Source organism: Streptococcus sp. V913 (genome assembly GCF_054353455.1).
Map to the genome: position 1 here is coordinate 1 of NZ_JBTHHX010000001.1, position 26,555 is coordinate 26,555.

General features: G+C 38.5%; 30 protein-coding genes. 23 read left to right on the forward strand and 7 right to left on the reverse strand.

Going from position 1 to position 26,555, the window contains the following annotated elements; genetic code table 11:
* The 6 genes from ACXYSL_RS00005 to ACXYSL_RS00030 form a co-directional block, all read right to left on the reverse strand.
* Nucleotides 1–1,315 (reverse strand): IS3 family transposase gene (locus ACXYSL_RS00005; protein ID WP_458623593.1). Its coding sequence is split into 2 segments (ribosomal slippage), with 1,316 coding nucleotides annotated over them: nucleotides 1–874 and nucleotides 874–1,315; the frame shifts between segments, so codons are not numbered across the junction. This gene is flagged as partial in the annotation.
* A gap of 112 nt (nucleotides 1,316–1,427) precedes the next feature.
* Nucleotides 1,428–2,918 (reverse strand): lysine--tRNA ligase, encoded by a 1,491-nt coding sequence (gene lysS / locus ACXYSL_RS00010; RefSeq protein WP_458623594.1) that lies wholly within the window; start codon nucleotides 2,916–2,918, stop codon nucleotides 1,428–1,430.
* A 138-nt stretch (nucleotides 2,919–3,056) separates the two neighbouring features.
* Nucleotides 3,057–3,680, reverse strand: coding sequence for a histidine phosphatase family protein (locus ACXYSL_RS00015; protein WP_070535217.1), 624 nt, complete (start codon nucleotides 3,678–3,680; stop codon nucleotides 3,057–3,059).
* The gene (locus tag ACXYSL_RS00020) at nucleotides 3,680–4,162 is read right to left on the reverse strand and encodes an aminoacyl-tRNA deacylase (RefSeq protein ID WP_458623595.1); all 483 of its coding nucleotides are present in this window, start codon (nucleotides 4,160–4,162) and stop codon (nucleotides 3,680–3,682) included. Before ACXYSL_RS00020 ends, ACXYSL_RS00015 begins: the two co-directional genes overlap by 1 nt.
* Nucleotides 4,162–5,004: a DUF368 domain-containing protein gene (locus ACXYSL_RS00025; RefSeq protein ID WP_458623596.1), complete on the reverse strand. Its 843-nt coding sequence runs from the start codon at nucleotides 5,002–5,004 to the stop codon at nucleotides 4,162–4,164. Before ACXYSL_RS00025 ends, ACXYSL_RS00020 begins: the two co-directional genes overlap by 1 nt.
* Before the next feature lie 105 nt (nucleotides 5,005–5,109).
* Nucleotides 5,110–5,910 (reverse strand): glycoside hydrolase family 25 protein, encoded by an 801-nt coding sequence (locus ACXYSL_RS00030; protein WP_458623597.1) that lies wholly within the window; start codon nucleotides 5,908–5,910, stop codon nucleotides 5,110–5,112.
* Nucleotides 5,911–6,065: 155 nt separating this feature from the next.
* Here ACXYSL_RS00030 and glmU point away from each other — a divergent pair, with 155 nt between their 5' ends.
* The 7 genes from glmU to ACXYSL_RS00065 all read left to right on the forward strand — a co-directional run bounded on the left by glmU (nucleotide 6,066) and on the right by ACXYSL_RS00065 (nucleotide 12,056).
* Complete coding sequence (gene glmU, locus ACXYSL_RS00035; RefSeq protein ID WP_195215631.1) at nucleotides 6,066–7,445, forward strand: bifunctional UDP-N-acetylglucosamine diphosphorylase/glucosamine-1-phosphate N-acetyltransferase GlmU; 1,380 nt, start codon at nucleotides 6,066–6,068, stop codon at nucleotides 7,443–7,445.
* Nucleotides 7,446–7,454: 9 nt separating this feature from the next.
* Nucleotides 7,455–8,000 (forward strand): NUDIX hydrolase, encoded by a 546-nt coding sequence (locus ACXYSL_RS00040; protein ID WP_000393798.1) that lies wholly within the window; start codon nucleotides 7,455–7,457, stop codon nucleotides 7,998–8,000.
* A gap of 11 nt (nucleotides 8,001–8,011) precedes the next feature.
* Complete coding sequence (gene macP / locus ACXYSL_RS00045; protein ID WP_000517856.1) at nucleotides 8,012–8,323, forward strand: cell wall synthase accessory phosphoprotein MacP; 312 nt, start codon at nucleotides 8,012–8,014, stop codon at nucleotides 8,321–8,323.
* Nucleotides 8,324–8,339: 16 nt separating this feature from the next.
* On the forward strand, nucleotides 8,340–9,032 hold the full coding sequence (locus ACXYSL_RS00050) for a 5'-methylthioadenosine/adenosylhomocysteine nucleosidase (protein ID WP_458623598.1): 693 nt from the start codon (nucleotides 8,340–8,342) through the stop codon (nucleotides 9,030–9,032).
* Between the two features lie 76 nt (nucleotides 9,033–9,108).
* A complete protein-coding gene (gene rocS / locus ACXYSL_RS00055; protein WP_000021249.1) occupies nucleotides 9,109–9,603 on the forward strand; it encodes a chromosome segregation protein RocS in 495 nt (164 codons plus the stop codon).
* Nucleotides 9,604–9,690: 87 nt separating this feature from the next.
* A complete protein-coding gene (locus ACXYSL_RS00060) occupies nucleotides 9,691–10,284 on the forward strand; it encodes a 3'-5' exonuclease (protein WP_458623599.1) in 594 nt (197 codons plus the stop codon).
* An 8-nt stretch (nucleotides 10,285–10,292) separates the two neighbouring features.
* Nucleotides 10,293–12,056 carry a glycerophosphoryl diester phosphodiesterase membrane domain-containing protein gene (locus tag ACXYSL_RS00065; protein WP_458623600.1) on the forward strand — a complete coding sequence of 588 codons (1,764 nt, stop codon included), beginning with the start codon at nucleotides 10,293–10,295 and terminating at the stop codon, nucleotides 12,054–12,056.
* A gap of 38 nt (nucleotides 12,057–12,094) precedes the next feature.
* Here ACXYSL_RS00065 and ACXYSL_RS00070 read toward each other — a convergent pair whose 3' ends face one another.
* The gene (locus ACXYSL_RS00070; RefSeq protein WP_458623601.1) at nucleotides 12,095–12,394 is read right to left on the reverse strand and encodes a YbaB/EbfC family nucleoid-associated protein; all 300 of its coding nucleotides are present in this window, start codon (nucleotides 12,392–12,394) and stop codon (nucleotides 12,095–12,097) included.
* Nucleotides 12,395–12,830: 436 nt separating this feature from the next.
* Between ACXYSL_RS00070 and ACXYSL_RS00075 the strand changes: the two genes are divergently transcribed.
* The 16 genes from ACXYSL_RS00075 (at nucleotide 12,831) to ACXYSL_RS00150 (ending at nucleotide 26,545) form a co-directional block, all read left to right on the forward strand.
* A complete protein-coding gene (locus ACXYSL_RS00075; RefSeq protein WP_000638516.1) occupies nucleotides 12,831–13,538 on the forward strand; it encodes an IspD/TarI family cytidylyltransferase in 708 nt (235 codons plus the stop codon).
* Nucleotides 13,539–13,542: 4 nt separating this feature from the next.
* The gene (locus tag ACXYSL_RS00080; RefSeq protein ID WP_458623602.1) at nucleotides 13,543–14,565 is read left to right on the forward strand and encodes a ribitol-5-phosphate dehydrogenase; all 1,023 of its coding nucleotides are present in this window, start codon (nucleotides 13,543–13,545) and stop codon (nucleotides 14,563–14,565) included.
* 16 nt (nucleotides 14,566–14,581) lie between these two features.
* A complete protein-coding gene (locus ACXYSL_RS00085; protein ID WP_084851960.1) occupies nucleotides 14,582–15,439 on the forward strand; it encodes a phosphotransferase family protein in 858 nt (285 codons plus the stop codon).
* A gap of 1 nt (nucleotide 15,440) precedes the next feature.
* A complete protein-coding gene (locus ACXYSL_RS00090; RefSeq protein ID WP_084851961.1) occupies nucleotides 15,441–16,319 on the forward strand; it encodes a DMT family transporter in 879 nt (292 codons plus the stop codon).
* 11 nt (nucleotides 16,320–16,330) lie between these two features.
* Entirely contained in the window at nucleotides 16,331–17,020 is a 690-nt protein-coding gene (locus tag ACXYSL_RS00095) for a sugar phosphate nucleotidyltransferase (RefSeq protein WP_458623603.1), read from the forward strand.
* Between the two features lie 190 nt (nucleotides 17,021–17,210).
* Complete coding sequence (locus tag ACXYSL_RS00100; RefSeq protein ID WP_162278906.1) at nucleotides 17,211–17,687, forward strand: PTS sugar transporter subunit IIA; 477 nt, start codon at nucleotides 17,211–17,213, stop codon at nucleotides 17,685–17,687.
* A 37-nt stretch (nucleotides 17,688–17,724) separates the two neighbouring features.
* Entirely contained in the window at nucleotides 17,725–18,030 is a 306-nt protein-coding gene (locus tag ACXYSL_RS00105; RefSeq protein WP_000590551.1) for a PTS sugar transporter subunit IIB, read from the forward strand.
* 55 nt (nucleotides 18,031–18,085) lie between these two features.
* Entirely contained in the window at nucleotides 18,086–19,561 is a 1,476-nt protein-coding gene (locus ACXYSL_RS00110) for a PTS galactitol transporter subunit IIC (RefSeq protein WP_000382525.1), read from the forward strand.
* 102 nt (nucleotides 19,562–19,663) lie between these two features.
* A complete protein-coding gene (locus tag ACXYSL_RS00115) occupies nucleotides 19,664–20,560 on the forward strand; it encodes an aldose 1-epimerase family protein (protein ID WP_458623604.1) in 897 nt (298 codons plus the stop codon).
* A gap of 288 nt (nucleotides 20,561–20,848) precedes the next feature.
* On the forward strand, nucleotides 20,849–21,274 hold the full coding sequence (lacA, locus tag ACXYSL_RS00120) for a galactose-6-phosphate isomerase subunit LacA (protein ID WP_000029277.1): 426 nt from the start codon (nucleotides 20,849–20,851) through the stop codon (nucleotides 21,272–21,274).
* Nucleotides 21,275–21,304: 30 nt separating this feature from the next.
* Entirely contained in the window at nucleotides 21,305–21,820 is a 516-nt protein-coding gene (gene lacB / locus ACXYSL_RS00125; RefSeq protein WP_001216921.1) for a galactose-6-phosphate isomerase subunit LacB, read from the forward strand.
* A gap of 10 nt (nucleotides 21,821–21,830) precedes the next feature.
* Nucleotides 21,831–22,760 carry a tagatose-6-phosphate kinase gene (locus ACXYSL_RS00130; protein ID WP_458623605.1) on the forward strand — a complete coding sequence of 310 codons (930 nt, stop codon included), beginning with the start codon at nucleotides 21,831–21,833 and terminating at the stop codon, nucleotides 22,758–22,760.
* Nucleotide 22,761: 1 nt separating this feature from the next.
* Nucleotides 22,762–23,742 carry a tagatose-bisphosphate aldolase gene (gene lacD, locus ACXYSL_RS00135; RefSeq protein ID WP_458623606.1) on the forward strand — a complete coding sequence of 327 codons (981 nt, stop codon included), beginning with the start codon at nucleotides 22,762–22,764 and terminating at the stop codon, nucleotides 23,740–23,742.
* A 231-nt stretch (nucleotides 23,743–23,973) separates the two neighbouring features.
* The gene (locus tag ACXYSL_RS00140; protein WP_458623607.1) at nucleotides 23,974–24,810 is read left to right on the forward strand and encodes a PRD domain-containing protein; all 837 of its coding nucleotides are present in this window, start codon (nucleotides 23,974–23,976) and stop codon (nucleotides 24,808–24,810) included.
* A 10-nt stretch (nucleotides 24,811–24,820) separates the two neighbouring features.
* Nucleotides 24,821–26,221: a 6-phospho-beta-galactosidase gene (lacG, locus tag ACXYSL_RS00145; RefSeq protein ID WP_458623608.1), complete on the forward strand. Its 1,401-nt coding sequence runs from the start codon at nucleotides 24,821–24,823 to the stop codon at nucleotides 26,219–26,221.
* A gap of 12 nt (nucleotides 26,222–26,233) precedes the next feature.
* Nucleotides 26,234–26,545 carry a PTS lactose/cellobiose transporter subunit IIA gene (locus ACXYSL_RS00150; protein ID WP_458623609.1) on the forward strand — a complete coding sequence of 104 codons (312 nt, stop codon included), beginning with the start codon at nucleotides 26,234–26,236 and terminating at the stop codon, nucleotides 26,543–26,545.
* The last annotated feature ends 10 nt before the right edge of the window (nucleotides 26,546–26,555 follow it).

Consider the following 26,555-nt stretch of genomic DNA (forward strand, 5'->3'; position numbering starts at 1 on the left):
AGTCCTTTTAGTTTTACCTTAATTCGTTTGTTGTTGTAATAATCAATATAGTCTACAATGGCTTGTTCCAATTGCTTAAGCGACTGAAACGACTCCTCATAACTGTAAAACATCTCCGACTTCAAAATACCAAAGAACGACTCCATCATGCCGTTGTCTGGGCTGTTGCCCTTGCGTGACATGGAGGCTTGAATTCCCTTACTCTCTAGGAACCGATGATAAGAATCATGTTGGTATTGCCAGCCCTGGTCGCTGTGTAAAATGGTATTTTCATAGTGTTTCTCTGTGAATGCCTGTTCTAACATACTCTTCACTTGTTCTAAGTTTGGTGAAGTTGAAAGATTATAGGCGATAATTTCGCTATTAAAGCCATCTAAAACTGGTGATAAGTAAAGCTTTTGAGTACTTGCTGGAATGGCAAACTCCGTTACATATGTATAGCACTTTTCCATTGGTTTGGTTGCTTCAAACTGGAGTTGAATGAGATTATCTGCTTTCTTGCCAATCTCTCCTCGGTAGGAAGAATACTTCCGTTTCCGACGAATTCGAGCCGTTAAACCAAGAATTCTCATCAACCGTTGAACTTTCTTATGATTCACTACAAAACCACGATTTCTGAGTTCGAGAGTAACTCGGCGATAGCCATAATTTCCTTTATGTTCATTATAAATGGCCTGAATTTCGGTTTTAAGCTCTTTATCTTTATCAACCCCATCCAGTTGTTTCAACTGATAATAGTAAGTTGGGCGAGCTAAACGTGCTGTTTCAAGAAGTAAATCTAGTCGAAATCCTCCTGAAGCCATTTCTCTAACTGTTTCTGCCTTTCTCGCTCTAGGGCTTCGTCCCTTTCCTCTAACTCTTTTAACTTTTTTAGGTAGGCCACCTCAGTCCGTAAGCGTTCATTCTCCTCCTGGAGTCGTTCTAATTCTGTCATTTCTTCCCAAGTTTTCTTTCGTTTACGTCCCATTTTAGCTGGTCTCCCTCTTGTTTTCTCAACAATAGTATACCCGTTTTTCTTGTATTGCGCCAGCCAATTTGGAAGCATACCACGATTTGGGAGAGCATATTTGAGAGAAACTCTATCTTGAGACCAGTTTTCATGTAAAACTTTATCAATCATTTCTTGTTTTAATTCTGGGGAATAGTATCGATTCTTCCCCTTTTTAACGAACTCTATTCCGTAACGATCAATCAATTTAATCATGTACCTAAGATTAGAATTGTTTATCCCAAATTTATTTGAAAGCTGCTCTAAGCTATATCCTTGTTTTCTAAGTTCATAGATCTGAACTTTATCATCATAACTCAATTTCATAGTAAAAACACCCCAAAAGTTAGATTTTTTCTGTCTAACTTTTGGGATGCAGTTCAATCTCAGTCTCTTTTAGTATTGGAAAATCCTCTGACAAGGACCAGAGGATTAGAGTTTATTTCATTGTTGGGAAAAGCAATACATCACGGATAGTAGTTGTGTCTGTGAGGAGCATGCAGAGACGGTCGATACCGATTCCCAAACCACCTGTTGGTGGCATACCGTATTCAAGAGCCTCGATGTAATCGTAATCGATGCCAGTTGCTTCATCGTCCCCAAGTTCTTTAGCTTTTGCTTGAGCTTCAAAACGGCTAAGCTGATCGATTGGGTCGTTCAACTCGGTAAAGGCATTACCGTATTCCTTAGTCATGATAAAGAGCTCGAAACGGTCAGTAAAGCGTTCGTCTTCAGGATTTTTCTTAGCGAGTGGAGAGACAGCTACTGGATGTCCATAGACAAAGGTTGGTTGGATCAAGGTTTCTTCGACAAATTCTTCAAAGAAGGCATTAATGATGTGACCAACTTCAGTGTAATGTTTTTCAACTGGAACCTTCTTCTCAGCAGCGATAGCTTTAGCTTCCTCGAAAGTCATGTCTTGCCAGAAGTCTACACCAGTAATTTCCTTGATAGCATCTACCATGTGAACACGTTTAAATGGTTCATTGATCTTAATTTCAGTACCTTGATAGTTAACTGGACCATCACCCTTAACTGCCTTAGCAGCGTGTTGGATAATACCTTCCGTCAAGTCCATGATATCTTGGAAGTCTGCATAAGCTTGGTAAACTTCGATAGAAGTGAATTCAGGGTTGTGAGTAGCGTCCATTCCTTCGTTACGGAAGATACGGCCAATTTCATAGACACGTTCCATACCCCCAACGATAAGACGTTTCAAGTGAAGCTCAGTAGCGATACGGAGCACCATGTCAATGTTTTGGGTATTGTGGTGAGTGATAAATGGACGGGCAGCAGCACCACCGGCTTCATTATGAAGAACAGGTGTTTCCACTTCAAGGAAACCTTTTTGGTCTAGATAACGACGGATTTCAGAGATGATTTTTGAACGAGTGACAAAGCGTTCAAAGCTTTCACGGTTAGAAATCAAGTCAAGGTAACGTTTACGGTAAATCGTTTCAACGTCTGTCAAACCGTGGAATTTCTCTGGAAGCGGACGAAGTGCTTTAGACAAGTGTGTAATGTGAGTTGCCTTGATAGAGAGCTCTCCCATATCTGTACGCATGACTTCACCTTCGACACCAAGGAAGTCACCAAGGTCAGCCTTTTTGAAGATTTCGTAGTTTTCTTCACCAACTTCATCTTTACGAACGTAGATTTGGATTTGACCTTCTCGGTCTTGAAGATGGGCAAAGCCGACTTTCCCTTTTCCACGTTTAGTTACTAAGCGTCCAGCGATAGTAGCAGTTTCGTTTAATTCATGTAATTGTTCTTTATCAAGTTCTGCAAATTTGTCTTTTAGTTCTTGAGAGTTAGCAGTACGTTCAAAACGTTTTCCGAAGGGATCGATTCCTTGTTCACGGAGCGCAGCCATTTTTTCACGGCGAACGATCTGCTGGTCATTTAGTTCTTCCATATGTTCTGTAGACATGGGTTCCTCCTAATTTTACTCAAAATTTGATACGATGAGTCATTTTTTGCGATACTCCCATTTTATCATAAATAGCAGAGAAATTCACGGATATTCTTTGAAAACTAAAAAGAACTTGACCGCTGGGATCAAGTTTCATTATTTTCTTTGATAAGAAGTGTCATTCCATCTTTCCAGAGTGAAGGTTTCAAAATCATCGGTCTCTAAAACTGTCAGACTAGCATTGGCCAAGCCTCCATCTTTGCGAAGGTGAGTCTCTTTATAGCCTAAGAGAGTACGTAGACTAGCAGTGAGATTTGCACCATGACCAACGATTAGAATGTTTTCAGCTGGACTTCCTTTCAGAGATTTGATAAATTGAATGGTTCGCTGAGTCGTAGAGTAGAGGGACTCGGCTTCAAACATCTTCGTATCAAACTGGGCCAGATTAGAGCGAAAGGCCTTTATTTGTTGTGGGTAAATGGCATTGAGCGTAGCGATTTTTAATCCCTCTAGTTTGCCAAGTTGCCATTCACGTAGGTCAGGAATGCTCTTCAAAGGACAAGGGGATTGGAGTTGACTTTGGATAATTTCAGCAGATTTGACCGCTCTGGGTAAATCACTAGAATAAATCGTATCAAAAGGAATTTCCTTGAGATACTGACCAAGTTGCTTTAGGGTGTCAATGGATTCTGGAAGAAGGGGAGAGTCACCGCTAGCACCTTGAAAACGTCCTTCAAGATTCCAGAGGGTGCGCCCATGGCGAACAAAATAGAGTTTCATCAGTTGTTTTCCTCCAAGATATCTGCAAAATCTGCTTTCACAAAGCTAGCCAAATCTTGTGGAGCAATAATGATACTATGCCCGACTTCCCCAGCAGAGACGATCATTTTGTCTAAATCTAAAGCTGTTTTATCAATAAAAATAGGATAGTTGTGTTTTTGGCGAATGCCGACGGGGTTATTAGCTCCATGAATGTAGCCTGTCGTTTTTTCTAGGTCTTTTTGTGGAATCATACTCACTTTTTTATTAGCAGAAACCTTTGCTAATTTTTTTTCAGCGAGGTGTTCTGTTATGGGGACGATTCCGATAATTGGGCCTGTCTTGTCCCCCAGCAGAGCCAAGGTTTTAAAGATATGTGTTCGATCATATTCCGAAGGAAGTTCACCCTCAAGCGCATTGATTTGAATCCCTGTATGCTCAATTCCTGCTTTGGTTAAGATTTGCTCGACAAGAGTTTTTTTAATTTTTACTTTTTTTGCCATTATTTATACTTATCCTCCAATTGACTCATCCAGATACCAAGCCAAATGCCAAGTGCAAAGAAGAAGGCGATGAGAACATAGCTCACGATAGAAAGTCCAGTGTATTGGATACTTTCAGCACTTCCAGCATTTGGAATCAAAATCAAGAGAGTGCTTGATAGCACAATCCCAATAATAAAGTGATAAACACGGGAGTGGTAATTGTTCAAGGCATGGTCCATTAATTTTGAAAAGATAATGAGAGTTGCTCCTGCACCAATCCCGATAGGAAGGAAGGTACCAAATAAATCAAAGGTCTTAAAGCCAGTTAGCATTGGAGCGTACAGTCCTAAAATCAAGAGTAGATTTGATGGACTTAAACCAGGCACCAAGACACCAAGAGCTAAAAGAACACCTGCCAAGATGAAACTAGCGAAACTGGCGCTGAGAGAACCAAGAACAAAGTTTAGCGCGTAGAGCCCTAGACCTGAAAGGATAAAGGTAGTCCAGAACCAGACTAGGTCAATCTTGTCACGATCAGATTCTCGAGTAGATTCTCTAAGGAGGCTAGGAACTGTACCGATGATAGCTCCAGCAAAGCTCCATAAAACATAGACTTGGTAATTTTCTAGCAAATACTCAATTGGATAGGAAAACAAACCAATACCTAGCAACATCCCGATGGCTACTGGGATAAAGTATAGGACATTTTCTTTAAAATCTTTAAAGGGATGGGCAAGAAAGCCAATCATTCGCTCGTAGATCCCCAAAATCGCTGCTAGAACACCACCAGAAATTCCAGGTAGGATAAATCCTAAGGCGATGACGATTCCTTTGATAACTCTTGCAATCCATGAAAACATATTAGACTCCTCAATTTCATAAATTTCTTTCTCTATCTTATCAATTATAACACAGACAGCAAAAAAATGAAAAAGCAAGTGAAAAAGTTGCGACTTTCACTTGCTTTATGGTCTTAAAAATAGCTTTCTGAAGGTTTCTTCTTTTTCCTTATCAGTAGAAATGAGATTGATGTCTAGGTGATGTTCAAATCCTGCAATTTTTCCTTTGGAAGTATACTGATGGAGGTCATAGTCTAAATCAGTATTTGGCTTAGTTTCAAAATAACCAGAGTCAGTTCCATAGGAAGGAATCCAAATAGCAGTGAACTTATCTGTATTGATACTGTGTTCTTGCATGAAATAAACACCAATGTAAATCCCGATATTTTTAGCGCCCAGCGATTCAAGTTTAGCTCGAAAAGCTTCGACTCCGTCATTCATATCTGCCATTGTTTTTTTCTCAACGTCAAGCCAGTAATAACTAGGGTTGTATGGAGAAGCAGAATTGTAGAAAACTTCAGCCGCTTTTTCCATTTCTTCTTTGTTCGTACCAGCTAGATAAGCATAGACGGCTACGGGAACATTGCGCTTTTGAAATTCTGAAATGTGATTTTTATAGGCTTTATCGACCCCGTTGATAAAGGCTGCATCATTTGCTTCCGTGTGTTGAGTACCACTGTGTACGCGAACAATAGCTCCAGAAATATTTTGAGATAAAATATCGTAGTTTATCTCCTCCGGTCTTTGCCAACCAGAAATGTCAATAATAGGTTTATCAAGATTATGCAAGGCCTGGTTTTCAACTTGGACAGTGTTACTTTTTGACTTGACCGAATGGTCTTCATAAGCTGGTTTATTAAAGATTAAAATAGCTATAACAATGGTGAATAGACTAAAAATAATAGCTGGATGAATCTCTTTTCTCATATCTAATTAGTTTAACGTAAATAGATAAAAAAATCAAAGAAAACGTTGAAAAGATGAATGAACTAGCATGTTTTCCCCTATTTCTCTGTTTGTTTACTCCTAAGGAAGTAAATTATGGTATAATATAAGGGAATTTTTACAGAAAAGAGAATAGTATGTCAAATTATGCCATTATCTTAGCAGCGGGTAAAGGTACTCGCATGAAATCAGATCTTCCAAAGGTACTTCATAAGGTAGCAGGAATTTCGATGTTGGAACATGTTTTTCGTAGTGTTGGTGCTATTCAACCTAAAAAAACAGTCACTGTTGTGGGACACAAGGCGGAGCTAGTTGAGCAAGTATTGGCTGGTCAGACAGACTTTGTTACCCAATCAGAACAACTAGGAACTGGGCATGCTGTCATGATGGCAGAGCCTATTCTCCAAAATCGTATCGGCCACACCTTGGTTATCGCTGGGGATACTCCTCTGATCACAGGTGAAAGTTTGAAAAATCTCTTGGATTTCCATATCAATCACAAAAATGTGGCGACTATTTTAACGGCTGAAGCAGCAGATCCTTTTGGGTATGGTCGTATCGTCCGTAACGATAATGCTGAAGTTCTTCGCATTGTGGAGCAGAAAGATGCCACAGATTTTGAAAAGCAAATTAAGGAAATCAATACAGGAACATATGTATTCGACAATGAACGTCTTTTTGAGGCCCTTAAAAACATCAACACCAACAATGCCCAAGGTGAATACTATATTACTGATGTGATTGGTATTTTCCGTAACGCAGGTGAGAAGGTTGGCGCCTATACTCTCAAGGATTTTGATGAAAGTCTTGGAGTAAACGACCGTGTGGCTCTTGCCACTGCGGAAGAAGTGATGCGCCGCCGTATCAATCAAAAGCACATGGTTAATGGTGTTAGCTTTGTCAATCCTGAAGCAACTTACATTGATATTGATGTCGAGATTGCACCTGAAGTTCAAATCGAAGCCAACGTTACCTTGAAAGGTCAAACGAAGATTGGGGCGGAAACTGTTTTAACAAATGGAACTTATATCGTGGATAGCGCTATCGGAGCTGGAGCTGTGATTACGAATTCCATGATTGAGGAAAGTACAGTTGCAGATGGTGTGACAGTCGGTCCGTATGCTCATATTCGTCCAGGCTCAAGTCTTGCTTCTCAAGTTCACATTGGAAACTTTGTTGAAGTAAAAGGATCTTCAATCGGTGAAAATACCAAGGCAGGTCATTTAACCTATATCGGAAACTGTGAAGTGGGTAGCCATGTTAACTTTGGTGCAGGTACGATTACAGTTAACTACGACGGGAAGAATAAGTACAAGACTGTCATTGGCAACAATGTCTTTGTTGGATCAAACTCAACCATCATTGCTCCAGTAGAACTTGGTGATAATTCACTAGTTGGAGCTGGTTCAACGATTACAAAAGATGTTCCAGCTGATGCCATTGCTATTGGACGTGGACGTCAAGTTAATAAAGATGAATATGCATTACGTTTGCCTCATCATCCTAAGAATCAGTAGGAGTCTATCATGGAATTTGAAGAAAAAACGATTAGCCGGAAGGAAATCTACCAAGGTCCTATTTTTAAGCTAGTGCAAGATCAGGTGGAACTACCAGAAGGGAAGGGAACTGCCCAACGTGATCTGATTTTTCACAATGGAGGCGTATGTGTTCTAGCTGTAACAGCTGAGGACAAAATCGTCCTTGTTAAGCAATACAGAAAAGCTATTGAAGCTATCTCTTATGAAATTCCTGCTGGTAAACTGGAAATTGGTGAAAATGCAGATCCCATGTCGGCGGCCCTTCGTGAATTGGAGGAGGAGGTTGCCTATACGGGTAAGTTAGAGCTTCTATATGATTTCTACTCTGCTATTGGTTTTTGTAACGAAAAATTAAAACTCTACCTCGCAAGAGATTTAACTAAGGTGGAAAATCCTCGTCCGCAAGATGATGATGAAACCTTGGAAGTTCTAGAGGTCAGCCTTGAAGAAGCAAAAAACTTAATTCAGTCTGGCCATATCTGTGATGCCAAGACGATTATGGCAATCCAGTACTGGGAATTGCAAAAGAAATAGAGGAGTAGCCCATGGGAAAACCTTTGTTAACAGATGAAATAATCGAACGTGCCAATCGTGGGGAGAAAATCTCTGGGCCACCTCTTCAAGATGACGAGGAAACTAAAATTTTATCAACTTCTTCACAAAACTTTGGTTATTCACGTTCTAGAGACTATAATTCTATTCAAGATACTTTAACAATCGAAGTAGAGCCAACGATTCATAAGAGCCGTCGCATTGAGAATACCAAGAGAAATGTTTTTAACTCGAAATTAAATAGAATCTTATTTACAGTCATCCTACTCTTGATTTTACTTGTGTTGGCGATGAAACTTTTGTAATAGAAAAGGAAATAAAATGAAAATTGGAATCATTGCAGCAATGCCAGAAGAACTCGTACACTTGACTCAGAATTTAGACCGAGCACAAGAAGTCCAAGTCCTCGGAAATACTTACTACACTGGCACTGTTGGCAAGACAGAAGTTGTTCTAGTTCAGAGTGGGATTGGAAAGGTCATGTCAGCTATGAGTGTAGCGGTGTTAGCTGACCACTTCCTAGTAGATGCCGTTATCAATACAGGATCAGCAGGTGCTCTTGCAGAAGGGATTGCCGTTGGAGATGTAGTGATTGCGGATAAATTGGCTTACCATGATGTGGATGTAACTGCTTTTGGCTATGCTTATGGTCAGATGGCTGGTCAACCTCTTTACTTTGAATCCGATAAGAAGTTCATCGCTGGGATTAAAGAAAACTTATCTCAATTAGAGCAGACATGGCACCTAGGCTTGATTGCTACAGGGGATAGCTTTATAGCTGGAGATAATAAGATTGCTAGTATCAAATCCCACTTTCCAGATGTTTTAGCAGTTGAAATGGAAGGGGCAGCGATTGCACAGGCAGCTCAGGCTCTTGGCCTACCTTTCTTAGTCATTCGTGCCATGAGCGACAATGCCAATCACGAAGCTTCTATCTCTTTTGATGAGTTTATTATCGAAGCTGGACGCCGTTCTGCCCAAGTATTACTAGCCTTTTTAAAAGCCTTAGATTAAGCGGAAATTTGACAGTTTATCTAGCTTATGATAAGATTTAAGTAAAGAAAAGCTAGAAAACGTTTCAGAGGATATTATGAGTATTGAAATGACCGTCAGTGAGATTGCAGAGGTCCTAGGACTTTCTCGTCAAGCAATCAACAATCGTGTCAAAGAACTTCCAGAAGAGGACACGAAAAAAAATGACAAAGGTGTAACTGTAGTTACTCGAAGTGGCTTGATTAAGCTAGAAGAAATCTACAAAAAAACGATTTTTGAAGATGAACCAGTCAGTGATGATGTCAAACAACGTGAACTGATGGAAATCTTGGTCGATGAGAAAAACGCTGAAATTCTTCGTTTATATGAGCAACTCAAGGCCAAAGACCAGCAGTTGGCAGAAAAAGATGAACAGATGCGTGTTAAAGATCGACAGATTGCTGAAAAGGACAAACAATTGGACCAACAGCAACAATTAACTCTTCAAGCTATGAAGGATCAAGAAAGTTTAAAACTAGAGTTGGACCAAGCAAAAGAAGAAGTTCAAGCTACCAAAAAAGGCTTTTTTGCTCGCTTATTTGGAGGAAAATAAAGAAGCTGTTTGGGTTATTCACTAACCTGATAGCTTCTTTTATTATTTATGGTTTAGGTTTAAATCGAGTCGGAACTGAGGTAAAAAATGGAAAAATTAAGAGATTATATTGCCTTTGATTTGGAGTTCAATCAATACGAAGGGGTTACCCATTTAATTCAAGTATCAGCAGTTCGCTTTCAAAATGGTCAAGAAATAGGTGCCTTTGATTCTTATGTTCATACTACAGCACCTTTGAAGAGTTTTATCAATGGCTTAACTGGAATCACAGCTGAAACCTTGAAAGATGCGCCAATGGTGGAACAAGTTTTAAGGGATTTTCAGACCTTTGCTGGTAATTTACCTATGGTTGGTTACAATGCGGCCAAGAGTGATCTGCCTATTCTCTTGGAGCACGGTATCGATTATCGTGACCAGTATAAGGTTGATCTATATGATGAGGCTTTTGAACGGCGTAGTTCTGACCTACACGGGATAGCTAATCTTAAATTACAAACTGTCGCGAATTTTTTAGGTTTTCACGGGAAGTCTCATAACAGTTTAGAGGATGCCCGCATGACGGCGCGTGTTTACGAAGCCTTTTTAGAATCGGATGAAGGAAAGCTATTAATAGAAGACCAGAGTAGTTTTTCTCTGAATAATCCTTTCGGTGGCTTAGATTTATCTCAATTTTTAGACTAGGAGTGCCTATGAAACCTGAAAAACCTAAAAAGCTAGGTTTTAGGAAGATATACTATAACCTAGATAAAATACTATTTCTATTTTTCTTGATTTTCATGATGGTAGAGTTTGTTTGGTTGCCATTGAATTCATGGATAGCTGCCATACTTCTAAGACAAACAGGTTACTTGTTTATCTCCTACAATAACTTTTGGGCGATTATACAAGGCTCGCCTTTTGTCAGTTTAGCCTTTCTCATTTTAATAGTAATCAATCTTTTAGTGGCTTATTTTCAAATCTGTCTTTTGTTCATTGGGGCGCGTCACCTTCTCTACCATGAAAAGAGAACCCTGATTGAATATAGTCGAAAAGTCTTTCACCAGAGTTTTCTATTTGTCAAACGATTGAGCTTTTGCAAGATGGCCTTTGTCTTCTTTTATGTAGCTCTACTTTTTCCTTTTATTAGGAAAATTTTAAAAATCTACTATCTCAATAAGATTATTATCCCTGATTTTATCGTTACATACCTAGAAGATAAGAACTGGCTGGTAGGGCTGTTGATCATAGCATCCGCTTGGATCTTTCTCTACATTTCTGTTCGCTTCATGTTTGCCCTTCCTAAGATACTCTTTGAAAGAAAGACAGTAAGAGAAAGTGTGAAATATAGTCTCCAAAAGACGAAGAAAAACGTCCTTTTCTTCTCTTGGCATCTTCTACTCATTATCATTAAAACCTATCTCTTCTTCTTTGTCTTGTTAATTCCCTTGCTCTTTGCTCAGGCGGTAATGGATAATTTTACTCAAAAAGAATCCTTGATTCTTGGTGTGATTAATTTTATCTTGATTAAAAACCTCCATTACATGACTCTGACTTATTTCCTAGTGAAGTTTGTTTCCTTCCTGACAGGAGAAGAGTTGGAGATCATGCCAAGGCGAAAGAAAGACCATTTGATGAGGTGGGGAGTCATGGGGTGTGCAAGTATCTTCTTTGCTTTAGAAGGTTACATCTATTTGGAGTCTCCGGATACCAATACACCTTTAGTGATTTCGCACAGAGGAGTAAGTAATAAAAATGGTGTTCAAAATACTGTGCAGTCTTTGGAAAAAACAGCTCAACTAAAACCAGATCTCATTGAAATGGATGTTCAGGAAACGAAAGACGGTCAGTTCGTGATGATGCACGATGCTAACCTTAAATCGCTAGCAAGAATTAATGCTACACCGCAAGACTTAACTCTGGATGAATTAACAAATACAGATATTTACGAGAATGGCTATCAAACAAAGATTTCAAGTTTTGATGATTATTTAGAACGCGCAAATGCTTTAAACCAAAAATTGCTGATTGAGATTAAAACCAGTAAAAAAGATAGTCCACAAATGATGGACCATTTTCTCGAAAAGTATGGAGCGACTATCAAGAAATATGGCCACCAGATGCAGTCACTAGACTATCATGTGATTGATAAGGTCTTGGCTTATGATTCTGAAATTCCAGTATACTTCATTCTGCCATATAATAGTGTGTTTCCGAGAACCAAGGCGACTGGCTATACCATGGAGTATTCAACTTTGGATGAATACTTTGTCAACAAGCTCTGGACAACAGATCAGAAACTATATGTTTGGACTGTGAATAGTTCTGAGTCCTTTGATAAGGCAGTCAGACTTGGAGCAGATGGCATGATAACGGATGATCTTGAAATGGTCCAGTCACAAGTCACAATGGCTCAAGATGATCCGGAATACACGGAATTACTCTTAAAGAAAGCAATGGAATTCTTTGATTTCTAAGAAAAAAAGAGAAACAGATGTTTCTCTTTTTTTGTGGATTAGAAAGGCAATTTTCCAGCGAAAGCACCTAGTTTCTTCTTAGTAGTTTCATCAATTTGTTCAAGAGCAGCGTTAATCGCTTGAACAGTCATGTCAGAAAGGGTTTCGAGATCTTCTGGATCTACAACTGCTGAGTTGAAGTCAATGCTGACAACTTTTTTGTCTCCAGTCAGAGTTGCTTGGACAAGGTCCTGAGCTGATTTTCCAACAAATTCCATGGCAGCGAGTTCTGCTTGACTTTGTTCCATTTGTTTTTGAAGTTTTTGTGCTTGGCGCATCATGTTCTGCATGTTCATCATGACGGTTTACAGTTTCCTTTTTCTATTATTTTCTTTTTATTTTACCAATTTTAGGGGCAAAAGTCTAACAATAGTTTAAAACATCGTAGAGATAAGTGTAAACAATTATATTCTTAAATTTACAAAAATGGATGCCATAATTTTCCTAGCTTTTTCTTGTATTTCAAAAAATATGTTTAAGTTTTCTTTAAGGTTTCTATTATATTCTAAAGAACTCTATATTAACCGAACGTTGAATGAGGTGGTATAGAGAATAACCTAAATTTATTTCTTAATTTGTTATGATTTTTCAGATTTTGTTGAATATTGTTCATTTTTCATCCTAAATAATGAGCCGATTCATATAGTGGCTCTTTATCTTTTCTTCATGATAGGTATATATTGTGATATAATAGTTGGTAATGAGTTTTTTAGAATAAACTAAAGGAGAATATAAATGATCTATGCAGGAATCCTAGCCGGAGGAACTGGCACACGCATGGGAATTAGTAATTTACCAAAACAATTCTTGGAGTTGGGTGATCGACCTATTTTGATCCACACAATCGAAAAATTTGTCTTAGAACCAAGTATTGAAAAAATTGTGGTTGGAGTTCATGGAGACTGGGTGTCACACGCTGAGGACCTAGTTGACAAGTATCTTTCTCTCCACAAGGATCGCATCATCATTACCAAAGGTGGGGCTGATCGCAATACCAGTATCGAGAAGATTATAGAAGCCATTAATGCCTACCGTCCAATCACTCCAGAAGATATCGTGATTACACATGACTCTGTCCGTCCCTTTATCACACTTCGCATGATTCAGGACAATATCAAACTGGCGCAAAATCATGATGCGGTTGACACAGTAGTAGAAGCAGTTGATACCATTGTTGAAAGTACTAATGGTCAGTTTATCACTGATATTCCAAATCGTGCTCACCTCTATCAAGGACAAACGCCTCAGACTTTCCGTTGCAAGGATTTCATGGATTTGTATGGTTCCCTATCTGACCAAGAAAAGGAAATCCTGACGGATGCATGTAAGATTTTTGTTATCAAAGGGAAGGATGTTGCCCTAGCTAAAGGGGAATATTCAAACCTTAAAATCACAACTGTGACAGACTTGAAAATCGCGAAAAGCATGATTGAGAAAGACTAAGGCTATGATTAATCAAATTTATCAACTGACAAAACCAAAGTTTATCAATGTAAAATACCAAGAAGAGGACATTGATCAGGAGAATCATATCCTTATTCGTCCAAATTATATGGCGGTTTGTCATGCAGATCAACGTTATTATCAAGGGAAACGCGATCCAAAGATATTGGCTAAAAAGCTTCCAATGGCCATGATTCACGAGTCTTGTGGAACTGTTATTTCAGATCCAACTGGGACTTATGAAGTCGGTCAAAAGGTAGTTATGATTCCCAATCAACCGCCTATGCAGAGTGACAAGGAGTTCTACGAGAACTACATGACAGGAACTTACTTCCTATCTAGTGGTTATGATGGCTTTATGAGAGAATTTGTCTCTCTTCCAAAAGACCGAGTCGTTTCTTATAATGATATCGAAGATACAGTTGCTGCCATCACCGAGTTTGTAAGTGTCGGTATGCATGCCATGGATCGATTCCTGCATCTTGCTCATAGCAAGCGAGAGCGCATCGCTGTTATTGGAGATGGTAGTTTGGCCTTTGTGGTTGCCAATATTATTAATTACACACTACCGGAAACAGAGATTATCGTTATTGGTCGCCATTGGGAAAAATTGGAGCTCTTCTCTTTTGCAAAAGAGTGCTACATTACTGATAATATTCCAGAAGATTTGACCTTTGATCATGGATTTGAGTGTTGCGGTGGTGATGGTACAGGACCAGCTATCAATGACCTGATTCGCTATATTCGTCCACAGGGAACGATTCTCATGATGGGAGTGAGCGAGTACAAGGTTAATATCAATACACGAGATGCTTTGGAAAAAGGATTGTTATTAGTAGGCTCATCTCGTTCAGGACGCGTCGATTTTGAGAAGGCCATTCAAATGATGGAAGTTAAAAAGTTTGCGAATCGTCTGAAGAATATCCTTTATGTTGAAGAACCTGTGAGAGAAATCAAGGACATTCACCGTGTCTTTGCTACAGACCTTAATACTGCTTTTAAAACAGTATTCAAGTGGGAAGTGTAGAAGATGGAGGTTAATTATGGAGAAACTCATCAAAGAAAAAATTTCTTCTTTACTATCTGATGAAGAGGAAGTACTCAGTGTTGAACAGCTGGGAGGCATGACCAACCAAAACTATTTGGTTAAAACAACCAACAAACAGTATATTGTGAAATTTTTTGGTAAAGGGACTGAAAAACTCATCAATCGTCAAAATGAAAAGTACAATCTTGAACTTTTAGAGGATTTAGATCTAGATGTCAAAAATTATCTCTTTGATATTGAGTCAGGGATCAAAGTAAATGAGTACATCGAATCAGCAGTAACTCTTGATTCAACATCAATTAAGTCCAAGTTTGAAAAGATTGCACCAATTTTACAAACCATCCACGCTTCAGGGAAAGAATTAAGAGGAGAATTTGCTCCTTTTGAGGAAATCAGCAAATATGAATCCTTGATTGAGGGAGCTATCCCTTATGAAAACTATGAAGCTGTAAGAAAAGATGTATTTTCACTAGAAAAGAGATTGGCTGATTTGGGTGTTGATAGAAAATCCTGTCATATCGATTTGGTACCAGAAAACTTTATCGAGTCACCACAAGGTCGTTTGTACTTGATTGACTGGGAATACTCTTCTATGAATGACCCGATGTGGGATTTGGCAGCTCTTTTCTTAGAGTCTGAATTTACAAAGCAAGAGGAAGATGCTTTCCTTTCCTACTATGAAAGTGACAAAACGCCTGTATCACGTGAGAAGATTCGTATCTATAAAATCTTGCAAGATACTATTTGGAGTTTGTGGACAGTGTACAAAGAAGCTCAAGGGGCTGATTTTGGAGATTACGGTGTCAATCGTTACCAAAGAGCTGTCGAAGGTTTGACTTATTATGGAGGTTAGGATGAAGAATAAAAATGGTGTTTCCTTTGGTCTGCTCTCTGGTATCTTCTGGGGATTAGGTCTAACAATTAGTGCTTATATCTTTTCAATTTTTACAAATCTTTCACCTTTTGTGGTGGCTGCTGCTCATGATTTCTTGAGTATCTTTATCTTGTTAGCTTTTCTTTTGGTAAAAGAAAGAAAAGTTCGTCTTTCGATTTTCTTAAATATTCGAAATGTGAGTGTAATTATCGGTGCTTTACTAGCAGGACCTATTGGTATGCAGGCCAATCTTTATGCGGTTAAATATATTGGTAGTTCTCTAGCTTCATCTGTATCGGCTATTTACCCAGCAGTTTCAGTTTTACTAGCCTTCTTCATTTTGAAACACAAGGTTTCAAAGAATACTGTATTCGGTGTTTTCTTGATTATTGCAGCGATCATTGCTCAAACCTACAAGGTTGAACAAGTAAACTCGTTTTACATTGGGATTCTTTGTGCCCTTATCTGTGCCATTGCCTGGGGGAGTGAAAGTGTTCTTAGTTCCTACGCCATGGAAAGTGACTTGAGTGAAATCGAAGCACTATTAATCCGCCAAGTAACCTCATTCTTGTCCTATCTTGTGATTGTGCTCTTTTCTCACCATTCATTTGCAGAAGTGGCAGATGGGCAATTACTAGTCCTTTTGATTGTCTTTGCAGCCTTTGATATGATTTCCTACTTAGCTTATTATATCGCTATTAATCGTTTGCAACCTGCGAAAGCGACAGGTTTGAATGTGAGCTATGTAGTTTGGACTGTCTTATTTGCAGCTATTTTCTTAGGTGCACCGCTAGATATGCTGACAATTATCACTTCACTTATTGTTATGGCTGGTGTTTATATTATTATTAAAGAATGAAGGAGATTCATGTGAAAGCGATTATTTTAGCAGCGGGATTAGGAACTCGTCTGCGCCCTATGACTGAAAATACCCCAAAAGCTTTGGTTAAGGTTAATCAAAAACCTTTGGTAGAATACCAAATCGAGTTTTTGAAAGAGAGAGGAATTGATGAGATTATCATCGTTGTCGGTTACCTCAAAGAACAATTTGACTACCTAAAAGAAAAATATGGTGTCCGTTTAGTCTTTAACGACAAGTATGCTGATTACAATAACTTTTACTCACTTTATCTAGTAAAAGAAGATTTGGCTAACAGCTACGTCATCGATGCAGATAACTATCTTTTCAAAAATATGTTTCGAAACGATCTTAAACGTTCTACCTATTTTAGCGTTTATCGTGAAGACTGTACGAACGAGTGGTTCTTGGTTTACGGTGATGACTACAAGGTTCAAGATATTATTGTTGACAGCAAAGCTGGTCGCATTCTGAGCGGAGTTTCATTCTGGGATGCACCAACTGCTGAGAAGATTGTTGGCTTTATTGACAAAGCATATGCAAGTGGTGAATTTGTAGATCTCTACTGGGACAACATGGTTAAGGATAATATCAAAGAATTAGATGTCTATGTTGAAGAATTAGAAGGTAATAGCATCTATGAAATTGATAGTGTAAAAGATTACCATAAGTTAGAAGAGATTTTATCTACTGTTGAGTAAGGAAAGAGAAGAAGGTTTTAGCCTTCTTTTTTTGTCGATTTTAAAACAGAAATGTTTGATATTGATTGTATTCTTTAAACAAAACAAAAATTACAAAAAATAAACAAAATAAAACAAAAACATATTGACAACGATTTCATATAGTGTTATACTTATAGCATAAAAGATAATTGAAAGAAGGGAAAAGGTTATGGGATTAGATCATTTCTTTGACAAAAACCTAGTGTTTTGCTTAGAAGCGGATAATCAAGAACAACTCTTTGATCAAGTAGCAACCTTATTGGAAGAACGAGAAATCGTCACTCCAACTTATCATGAAGCCTTGATCGCGCGTGAGAAGTCATTTCCAACTGGCTTAGATATGGAATTTCTAGGAAAGGATTTGCCAAATGTAGCGATTCCTCATACAGATATTGTTCATAATCTAGCTGAGAAAGTAGTGGTTGTTCGATTAGAAAAACCAGTAACTTTTCACAATATGATTGCTCCTGATAGAGAGGTTGAAGTTTCATTGCTCTTCTTTATCATTAACAATTCAAGTTCAAGTCAAACGAATATTCTGGCTCAGTTGATGGATTTCTTTACAGGGAAGGATCATCTAGAAGATCTATCAAAAATTTCTAAACCAGAAAAACTTTATGCTTATATTGCTGAAGCAACAGCTTAATCTTGTCTATTAAAATATAAAATCGGAGGAAATCCAAATGATTAAAATTCTTGCTGCCTGCGGTGCAGGTGTTAACTCAAGTCACCAAATTAAAAGTGCTCTAGAAGAAGAACTCTCAAATCGTGGTTATGACGTTCACTGTGATGCAGTCATGGTGAAAGATGTAAACGAAGACCTTATCAAGGGATACGATATCTTCACGCCAATCGCTGCAACTGACCTTGGTTTTGAACCAGGAATTCCAGTAATTGAAGCTGGACCAATCTTGTTCCGTATTCCAGCGATGAGTGCTCCAGTATTTGACAATATTGAAGCAGCTATCAAAGAACATGGACTAAGCTAATTTATCCTTTATTTTGTTAACATTCATATAACTTAGAAAAACGGGAGGAACTATTATGGATGTCATTATCAATCTGGCCAACGATATCTTCAAACCTATCTTGGCTATGGGTGGCCCTATCATCATGCTGATCATTTTGACAGTATTGGCCCTACTTTTTGGAGTGAAATTCTCCAAAGCGCTTGAAGGTGGTATCAAGCTCGCCATCGCCCTTACTGGTATCGGTGCCATCATCGGTATGCTCAATGGAGCTTTCTCAGCATCACTTGCGAAATTCGTTGAAAACACTGGTATCCAATTGAACATCACCGACGTTGGTTGGGCACCACTTGCTACCATCACTTGGGGATCTGCTTGGACACTCTATTTCTTGCTTGTAATGTTGATTGTCAACGTTGTGATGCTTGCAATGAAGAAAACAGACACACTTGACGTTGATATCTTCGATATCTGGCACTTGTCAATCACTGGTCTTTTGATCAAATGGTACGCAGACAACAATGGAGTTAGCCAAGGGGTTTCACTTTTCATCGCAACTGCAGCAGTTGTCCTTGTAGGTATTTTGAAAATCATCAACTCTGACTTGATGAAACCAACATTCGACGACCTTCTTAACGCACCAAGTTCATCTCCAATGACTTCAACTCACATGAACTACATGATGAACCCAGTTATCATGGTTTTGGATAAGATTTTTGATAAAGTATTGCCTGGTCTTGATAAATACGACTTTGACGCTGCAAAATTGAACAAAAAAATCGGTTTCTGGGGATCTAAATTCTTCATCGGTTTCATTCTTGGTATCGTTATCGGTTTGATGGGAACTCCACATCCAGTTGCTGGAGTAGAAGAAGCAGCATCTTGGGAACTTGTTATTAAAGGTTGGTTGAGCCTTGGTTTGACTGCCGGTGTCAGCTTGGAGCTCTTTTCACTTATCGGATCTTGGTTCATCGCAGCCGTAGAACCACTTTCACAAGGTATTACAAACGTTGCTACTAAACGTCTTCAAGGACGTAAATTCAACATCGGTCTTGACTGGCCTTTCATCGCTGGTCGTGCTGAAATCTGGGCTTGTGCCAACGTACTTGCTCCAATCATGCTAGTAGAAGCTGTACTTCTTTCTAAAGTCGGAAATGGTATCTTGCCACTTGCAGGTATCATCGCAATGGGTGTAACTCCAGCTCTCTTGGTAGTTACTCGTGGTAAATTGCTCCGTATGATCATCTTCGGAACACTCTTGTTGCCACTCTTCCTTCTTTCAGGTACACTTATTGCACCATTTGCAACTGAACTTGCTAAAGGTGTGGGTGCCTTCCCAGAAGGTGTGAGTCAAACTCAATTGATTACTCACTCAACTCTTGAAGGACCAATCGAAAAACTTCTTGGTTGGGCAATTGGTAATGCCACAACAGGTGATATTAAAGCAATCCTTGGCGCAGTAGTCTTCCTTGTATTCTATGTAGGTATCTTTGCTTGGTATAGAAAACAAATGATTAAACGTAATGAAGAATACGCAGCAAATGCTAAATAATTCGCTCCTATAAAATGTAAATTGTGAAAACTAGGTTGTCAGTTTCCTAATGGGGAGTGACAGCCTAGTTTTTTATAAACCATCAAGAAATCGGAGAAAATAATGGTAATTGAAATAAAATCAGAGCAATTGACGGTCCAATTTAAAACCTTAGGTGGCGCATTGTCGTCAATTAAAGACCGAGATGGTATTGAATACTTGTGGCAAGGGGATGCCGCCTATTGGAGTGGACAAGCTCCAGTACTTTTTCCAATCTGTGGCTCTTTGAGAGAAGATACAGCCTTCTATAATCATGCTGATGGAACAGAAACAAAAGGAACTATTCCGCGTCATGGTTTGGTCCGTAAAAATGAATTTGAATTAGTTGAACAAACAGAAAATAGCGTAACTTTTGCTATCGAAGATAATGAGAATACCTATCAAAACTATCCTTATCATTTCCGCCTAGAAATCACTTATAGCCTTACTGGCAAGACAGTACGGACTCAATACAAGATTTTCAATAAAGAAACCAGCAAGCTCATGCCATACTTTATTGGTGGACATCCAGGCTTTAATTGTCCTCTACTTGATGATGAAGTCTATGAAGATTACTATTTAGAGTTTGAGAAAGAAGAGATTTGTTCTGTTCCACGTCCTTTCCCAGAAACTGGTATGTTGGATTTCCAAGATAGAAGTCCATGGTTGGATTCTCAAAAGGAAGTGGACCTCAGTTACGATCTGTTCAATGTTGACGCAGTGACACTCGATGAGTTGCAATCTAGAACAATTGCGCTTCGTTCTCGCAAACATGAGAAGGGATTGAAAGTAAACTTCCAAGAGTTTCCAAATCTCATCATTTGGTCTACTCTAAATAAAGGTCCTTTCATCGCTTTTGAACCCTGGTCAGGCTTGTCAACTTCACTTGAAGAAGGAAATCATTTAGAAGATAAGAAGAACGTTCGTCTCTTGGAACCCGGTCAAGTAGACCAAATTGGCTTTGATATTGAAATATTTTAGATAAAAAAACCACAAAAACAAACATTTACTGTTGACTTTCTATAAAAATAGGAGTATATTATGTTTGTAAACAACAAATGATGTTTGTAACAAACAAATAATCTCTTGTTATATTCTTTCTGATTGAGGGAGTATCATTTCTAGGAACTTGATTTCCTAGACTTGGATAAGATGTCGAACAACTTATCCAATTAAATTTGTCAATAAACTGCTAGGAAGCCTTTTGTACTTATCATACTAGTAATAAAAGTCTTTACTGGCCTAGAAAAATAAAAAGGAGTAAACAATATGTCTATTGTTATCGGTGCAGATGCTGCAGGTTTGAGATTGAAAGAAGTTGTGAAAGACTTCTTGGAAAAAGAAAACTTCCACGTTGTGGATGTTACAGCTGAAGGTCAAGACTTTGTTGATGTGACTCTTGCTGTTGCTGCAGAAGTCAACAAAGAAGAACAAAACCTTGGTATCGTGATTGATGCTTATGGTGCTGGTCCATTCATGGTGGCAACTAAAATCAAAGGAATGGTTGCTGCAGAAGTTTCAGATGAACGTTCAGCCTATATGACTCGTGGACACAACAACTCACGTATGATCACTATGGGTGCACAACTTGTTGGTGATGAATTGGCTAAAAATATTGCTAAAGGTTTTGTTAACGGTAAATACGACGGTGGTCGTCACCAAATTCGGGTTGATATGTTGAACAAAATGTGCTAATTAGATTACAGTAAGAAAGGTAAATTAAAAATGAGAATTGCAATTGGATGTGACCACATCGTAACAGATGAAAAAATGGCGGTTTCAGAATTTTTGAAATCAAAAGGATATGAAGTCATCGACTTTGGTACATATGACCACACACGTACTCACTACCCAATCTTTGGTAAAAAAGTTGGTGAAGCCGTTACAAGCGGTCAAGCTGATCTTGGGGTATGTATCTGTGGTACTGGTGTTGGTATCAACAACGCTGTAAATAAAGTTCCAGGAGTTCGTTCTGCCTTGGTTCGTGATATGACAACAGCTCTTTATGCCAAAGAACAATTGAACGCCAACGTTATTGGTTTTGGTGGTAAAATCACTGGTGAATTGCTCATGTGTGATATCATTGAAGCTTTCATCAATGCTGAATACAAACCATCAGAAGAAAACAAAAAATTGATTGCGAAAATTGAGCACGTTGAAACTCACAATGCTCATCAAGCAGATGCAAACTTCTTTACAGAATTCCTTGAAAAATGGGATCGCGGTGAATACCACGACTAAGAGGTGACGCATGATTTTAACAGTCACAATGAATCCATCCATTGATATTTCTTATCCTTTGGATGAATTGAAAATTGATACTGTCAACCGTGTGGTGGACGTGACCAAGACAGCTGGTGGTAAAGGGCTCAATGTTACACGAGTTCTTTCAGAATTTGGTGATTCTGTTGCTGCTACTGGTCTAGTTGGTGGTAAACTTGGTGAGTTTTTAGTAGATCATATTGACGATAAAGTAACGAAACGTTTCTTCTCCATTCAAGGAGAGACTCGTAACTGTATCGCTATTTTGCACGGAGACAACCAAACAGAAATCCTTGAAAAAGGGCCTGAAGTTCTTGAACAAGAAGGGCAAGATTTCTTGGCTCATTTCAAAAATCTCCTTGACACTGTGGAAGTAGTTGCTATCTCTGGTAGTCTTCCAGCTGGCCTTCCAGTTGATTATTATGCGAGATTGGTAGGGCTTGCTAATCAAGCAGGGAAACCAGTTGTTCTGGATTGCTCAGGTGCTGCCCTTCAGGCTGTCCTTGAATCATCGCACAAACCAACAGTTATTAAACCAAATAACGAAGAATTGTCTCAGCTTCTTGGAAAAGAAGTTTCAGAGGATTTGGATGAATTAAAAGAAGTTCTTCAAGAGCCTCTATTCGCAGGGATTGAGTGGATTATCGTTTCACTTGGTGCAAATGGTGCTTTTGCAAAACATGGTGATACTTTCTACAAGGTAGATATTCCAAGAATTCGGGTAGTCAATCCTGTCGGGTCTGGAGATTCTACTGTTGCAGGTATTTCATCAGGACTTCTTCATAAGGAATCGGATGCAGAACTCCTCATCAAGGCAAATGTCCTTGGTATGCTCAATGCTCAAGAAAAGATGACAGGTCATGTCAATATGGCTAACTATCAAGCTCTATATGATCAATTAACAGTAAAAGAGGTATAAAATGGCTTTAACAGAACAAAAACGTGCACGCTTAGAAAAACTTTCAGATGAAAATGGAATCATTTCAGCTCTTGCCTTTGACCAACGTGGTGCTTTGAAACGCCTCATGGCTCAATACCAAACAGAAAAGCCAACAGTGGCTCAAATGGAAGAACTCAAAGTCTTGGTTGCAGATGAATTGACAAAATACGCCTCATCTATGCTCCTTGATCCTGAGTATGGTCTTCCAGCGACAAAAGCGCTTGATGCCAATGCTGGTCTTCTCCTTGCTTATGAAAAAACTGGTTACGACACAACTAGTACTAAACGCTTGCCTGACTGCTTGGATGTTTGGTCTGCAAAACGTATCAAGGAGCAAGGTGCAGACGCTGTTAAGTTCTTGCTTTACTATGACGTAGATAGCTCTGACGAACTCAACCAACAAAAACAAGCCTACATTGAACGAATTGGTTCTGAGTGTGTGGCGGAAGACATTCCATTTTTCCTTGAAATCTTGGCTTACGATGAAAAAATCGCTGACGCAGGTTCTGCAGAATACGCAAAAGTGAAACCACACAAGGTTATCGGTGCTATGAAGGTCTTCTCAGACCCACGCTTCAACATCGATGTCTTGAAAGTGGAAGTTCCAGTCAACGTTAAATATGTTGAAGGATTTGGTGATGGAGAAATCGTTCATACACGTGAAGAAGCAGCAGCCTTCTTCAAAGCTCAAGATGAAGCGACTAACTTGCCATATATCTACTTGAGTGCAGGTGTGTCAGCTAAGCTTTTCCAAGAAACTCTTGTCTTTGCCCACGAATCAGGCGCAAACTTCAACGGCGTTCTTTGCGGTCGTGCAACCTGGGCTGGATCAGTTGAAGCCTACATCAAAGATGGTGAGGCAGCAGCCCGTGAATGGCTTCGCACAACTGGATTTGAGAACATTGACGAACTCAACAAAGTTCTTCAAACAACAGCGACTTCATGGACTGAACGCGTGTAAAATAAGAATTTGACTGTTTGAGCATTTTTGTCTAAAAATGGAATTTTATTGATTGAAAGTGTTTACAATCTTTTATCTTAGTGATATAATTAAACCATAATTTAATAGTAGTGAGTGTTACTAAGTAATATTAGGCATGATCACAGATGGATTAGAAATCAAAAGAATTTCTAGTTCATTTGTGGTCATTTTTTGTACTCGTATACCTTTATGATGCAAAAGGAGGTTATCATGTATCGAATTCTAAACCCAATGAATCACAATGTCTCGCTTGTCAGAAATGACAAGGGAGAAGAAGTGATTGTGATTGGTAAGGGGATTACATTTGGAAAAAAGAAGGGGGATTTGATTGCTGAGGATCAGGTTGAAAAAATCTTTCGGATGAAGACAGAAGAGTCCAGAGAAAACTTTATGGCTCTCCTCAAAGATGTTCCGCTTGATTTTATCACAGTGACCTATGAGATCATTGATAATCTTTCTAAGAAATATCACTATCCGATTCAAGAATATCTCTACGTTACTTTGACTGACCACCTATACTCCGTCTATAAGAAATTATTAAGTGGTTCGTATCAAAAAAGTCATCTTCCTGACATTTCAAGTGAATATGTCACAGAATTTTCAATGGCTCGAGATACAATTAAAATTTTAAATAGAAAATTATCGATTGTGTTTCCTGAAGATGAAATTGCTAGGATTGCCTTGCATTATATCAATGCAAAAGGTGAGTATGAATTATCAGAAGAGTTAGCCGAGAATGTTGCAAAGAGAGTTTTAAGCATAGTTGAAAATGAACTATCAAAATTTCATATTGAGAGAAATACTGAAAATAGTAATTTATATGATCGCTTGATGATCCATTTATCCTATCTAGTAAATCGTCTTCAGAATGATAAACAGGATATGACTCCGTTAATACCATTGGAAGAGCATGTTAAGTTGGATTATCCTAAGGCCTATCAGATTGGACAGAGAATTCACCAAGTGATTGAAAGAGAACTAAACATTGATTTATCGAGAAGTGAGCGTGTATATCTCGTTTTACATATTCAACGCTTGTTAAAATAAGGAGAAAAACATGTACAAATTACCAGAAGATTTTATTTTTGGTGGGGCAACAGCTGCCTACCAAGTTGAAGGTGCTACTAAAGAGGGCGGTAAAGGTCCAGTAGCTTGGGATGATTTCTTAGCAGAACAAGGGCGTTTCAGTCCAGACCCTGCTAGTGATTTTTATCATCAGTATCCAAAAGATATTGAACTTTGTGAAAAGTTTGGTGTCAATGGGCTTCGGTTATCCATTGCTTGGAGCCGTATCTTCCCAAATGGTACTGGTGAAGTAAATCAGGAAGGTGTGGATTATTATCATAGAGTATTTGCAGAATGTAAAAAAAGACAGATTACAGCTTTTGTAACCCTCCATCACTTTGATACGCCAAAAGTATTATTTGATAATGGCGATTTTCTAAATAGGGATACAATTGAAGCATTTGTAGATTATGCGAAGTTCTGCTTTGAAGAATTTACAGAAGTTCTACATTGGAGTACCTTCAATGAAATCTATCCAGTAGCAACAAATCAATACCTTCTCGGTATTTTTCCACCAGGAATTAAATATGACCTTTCAAAAGTAATTCAATGTCTGCACAATATGATGTATGCACATGCCAGAGTAGTTAACTTGTTTAAAGATGGTGGCTATCAAGGAGAGATTGGAGTAGTACATTCTCTTGAAACGAAATATCCTGCGAGTGATAGTGAAGAAGACAAACATGCTGCTTTCTTAGATGACGCTCTTTCTATTCGATTCTTACTGGATGCTACATACTTAGGCTATTACTCAAAAGAGACTCTTGATGCACTAGAGGAGATTTGTCAAGCAAATCAGGCAACATATGAATTCTTAGATAGTGATTTTGAAGAAATGAAAAAAGCCAGTCACCGCAACGATTATCTTGGTATCAATCATTATCAATGCCACTTTGTGAAAGCTTATACAGGTGAAAATGCTATTCACCATAATGGTACTGGTGATAAAGGGACCTCTGTTTATAAAGTAAAAGGAATTGGAGAACGTATATACAAGGAGGAAATTCTAAGAACCGACTGGGATTGGATTATTTATCCGGAAGGACTATATGATTTATTGCTTCGAATCAAATCGGACTATCCTCATTATAATAAGATTTTCATCACTGAAAATGGTATTGGGTATAAAGATCAATTTGATAATGGAATCATCATGGATCAACCTCGGATTGAATATCTTAAAGTTTATCTACAAGCAATTTCAAAAGCAATTAGCGCAGGTGTTAATGTTAAAGGTTACTTCTTATGGTCATTGATGGATCTGTTTTCTTGGTCAAATGGATACAATAAACGTTATGGTCTGTTTTATGTCGATTTTGAAACACAGAAACGGTATCCTAAAGCATCGGCTTATTGGTACAAGCACATTAGTACGACTAAAATTGTAGAATAGAGGAACTGAAACATGAAAAGAAATGAATTACAAATGCTTGGATTTGAAATTGTTGCATACTCGGGTGACGCTCGCAGTACACTGTTGCAACTATTAAAAGAAGCAAGGTCTGGAAACTTTGAAAATGTAGAGCGAGCTATGCGTGATGCTGACGAGAATCTAGCGAAAGCCCATAATGCTCAGACAAAACTATTAGCAGAAGAAGCCGCTGGTGGAGATTTGGATATTGGTTTTATCTTTATCCATGGTCAGGATCATCTGATGACAACCTTGTTGCTTCGTGATTTAATTCAGGATTTTATAGAACTTTATAGAAATCATTAATTTAAAAGAA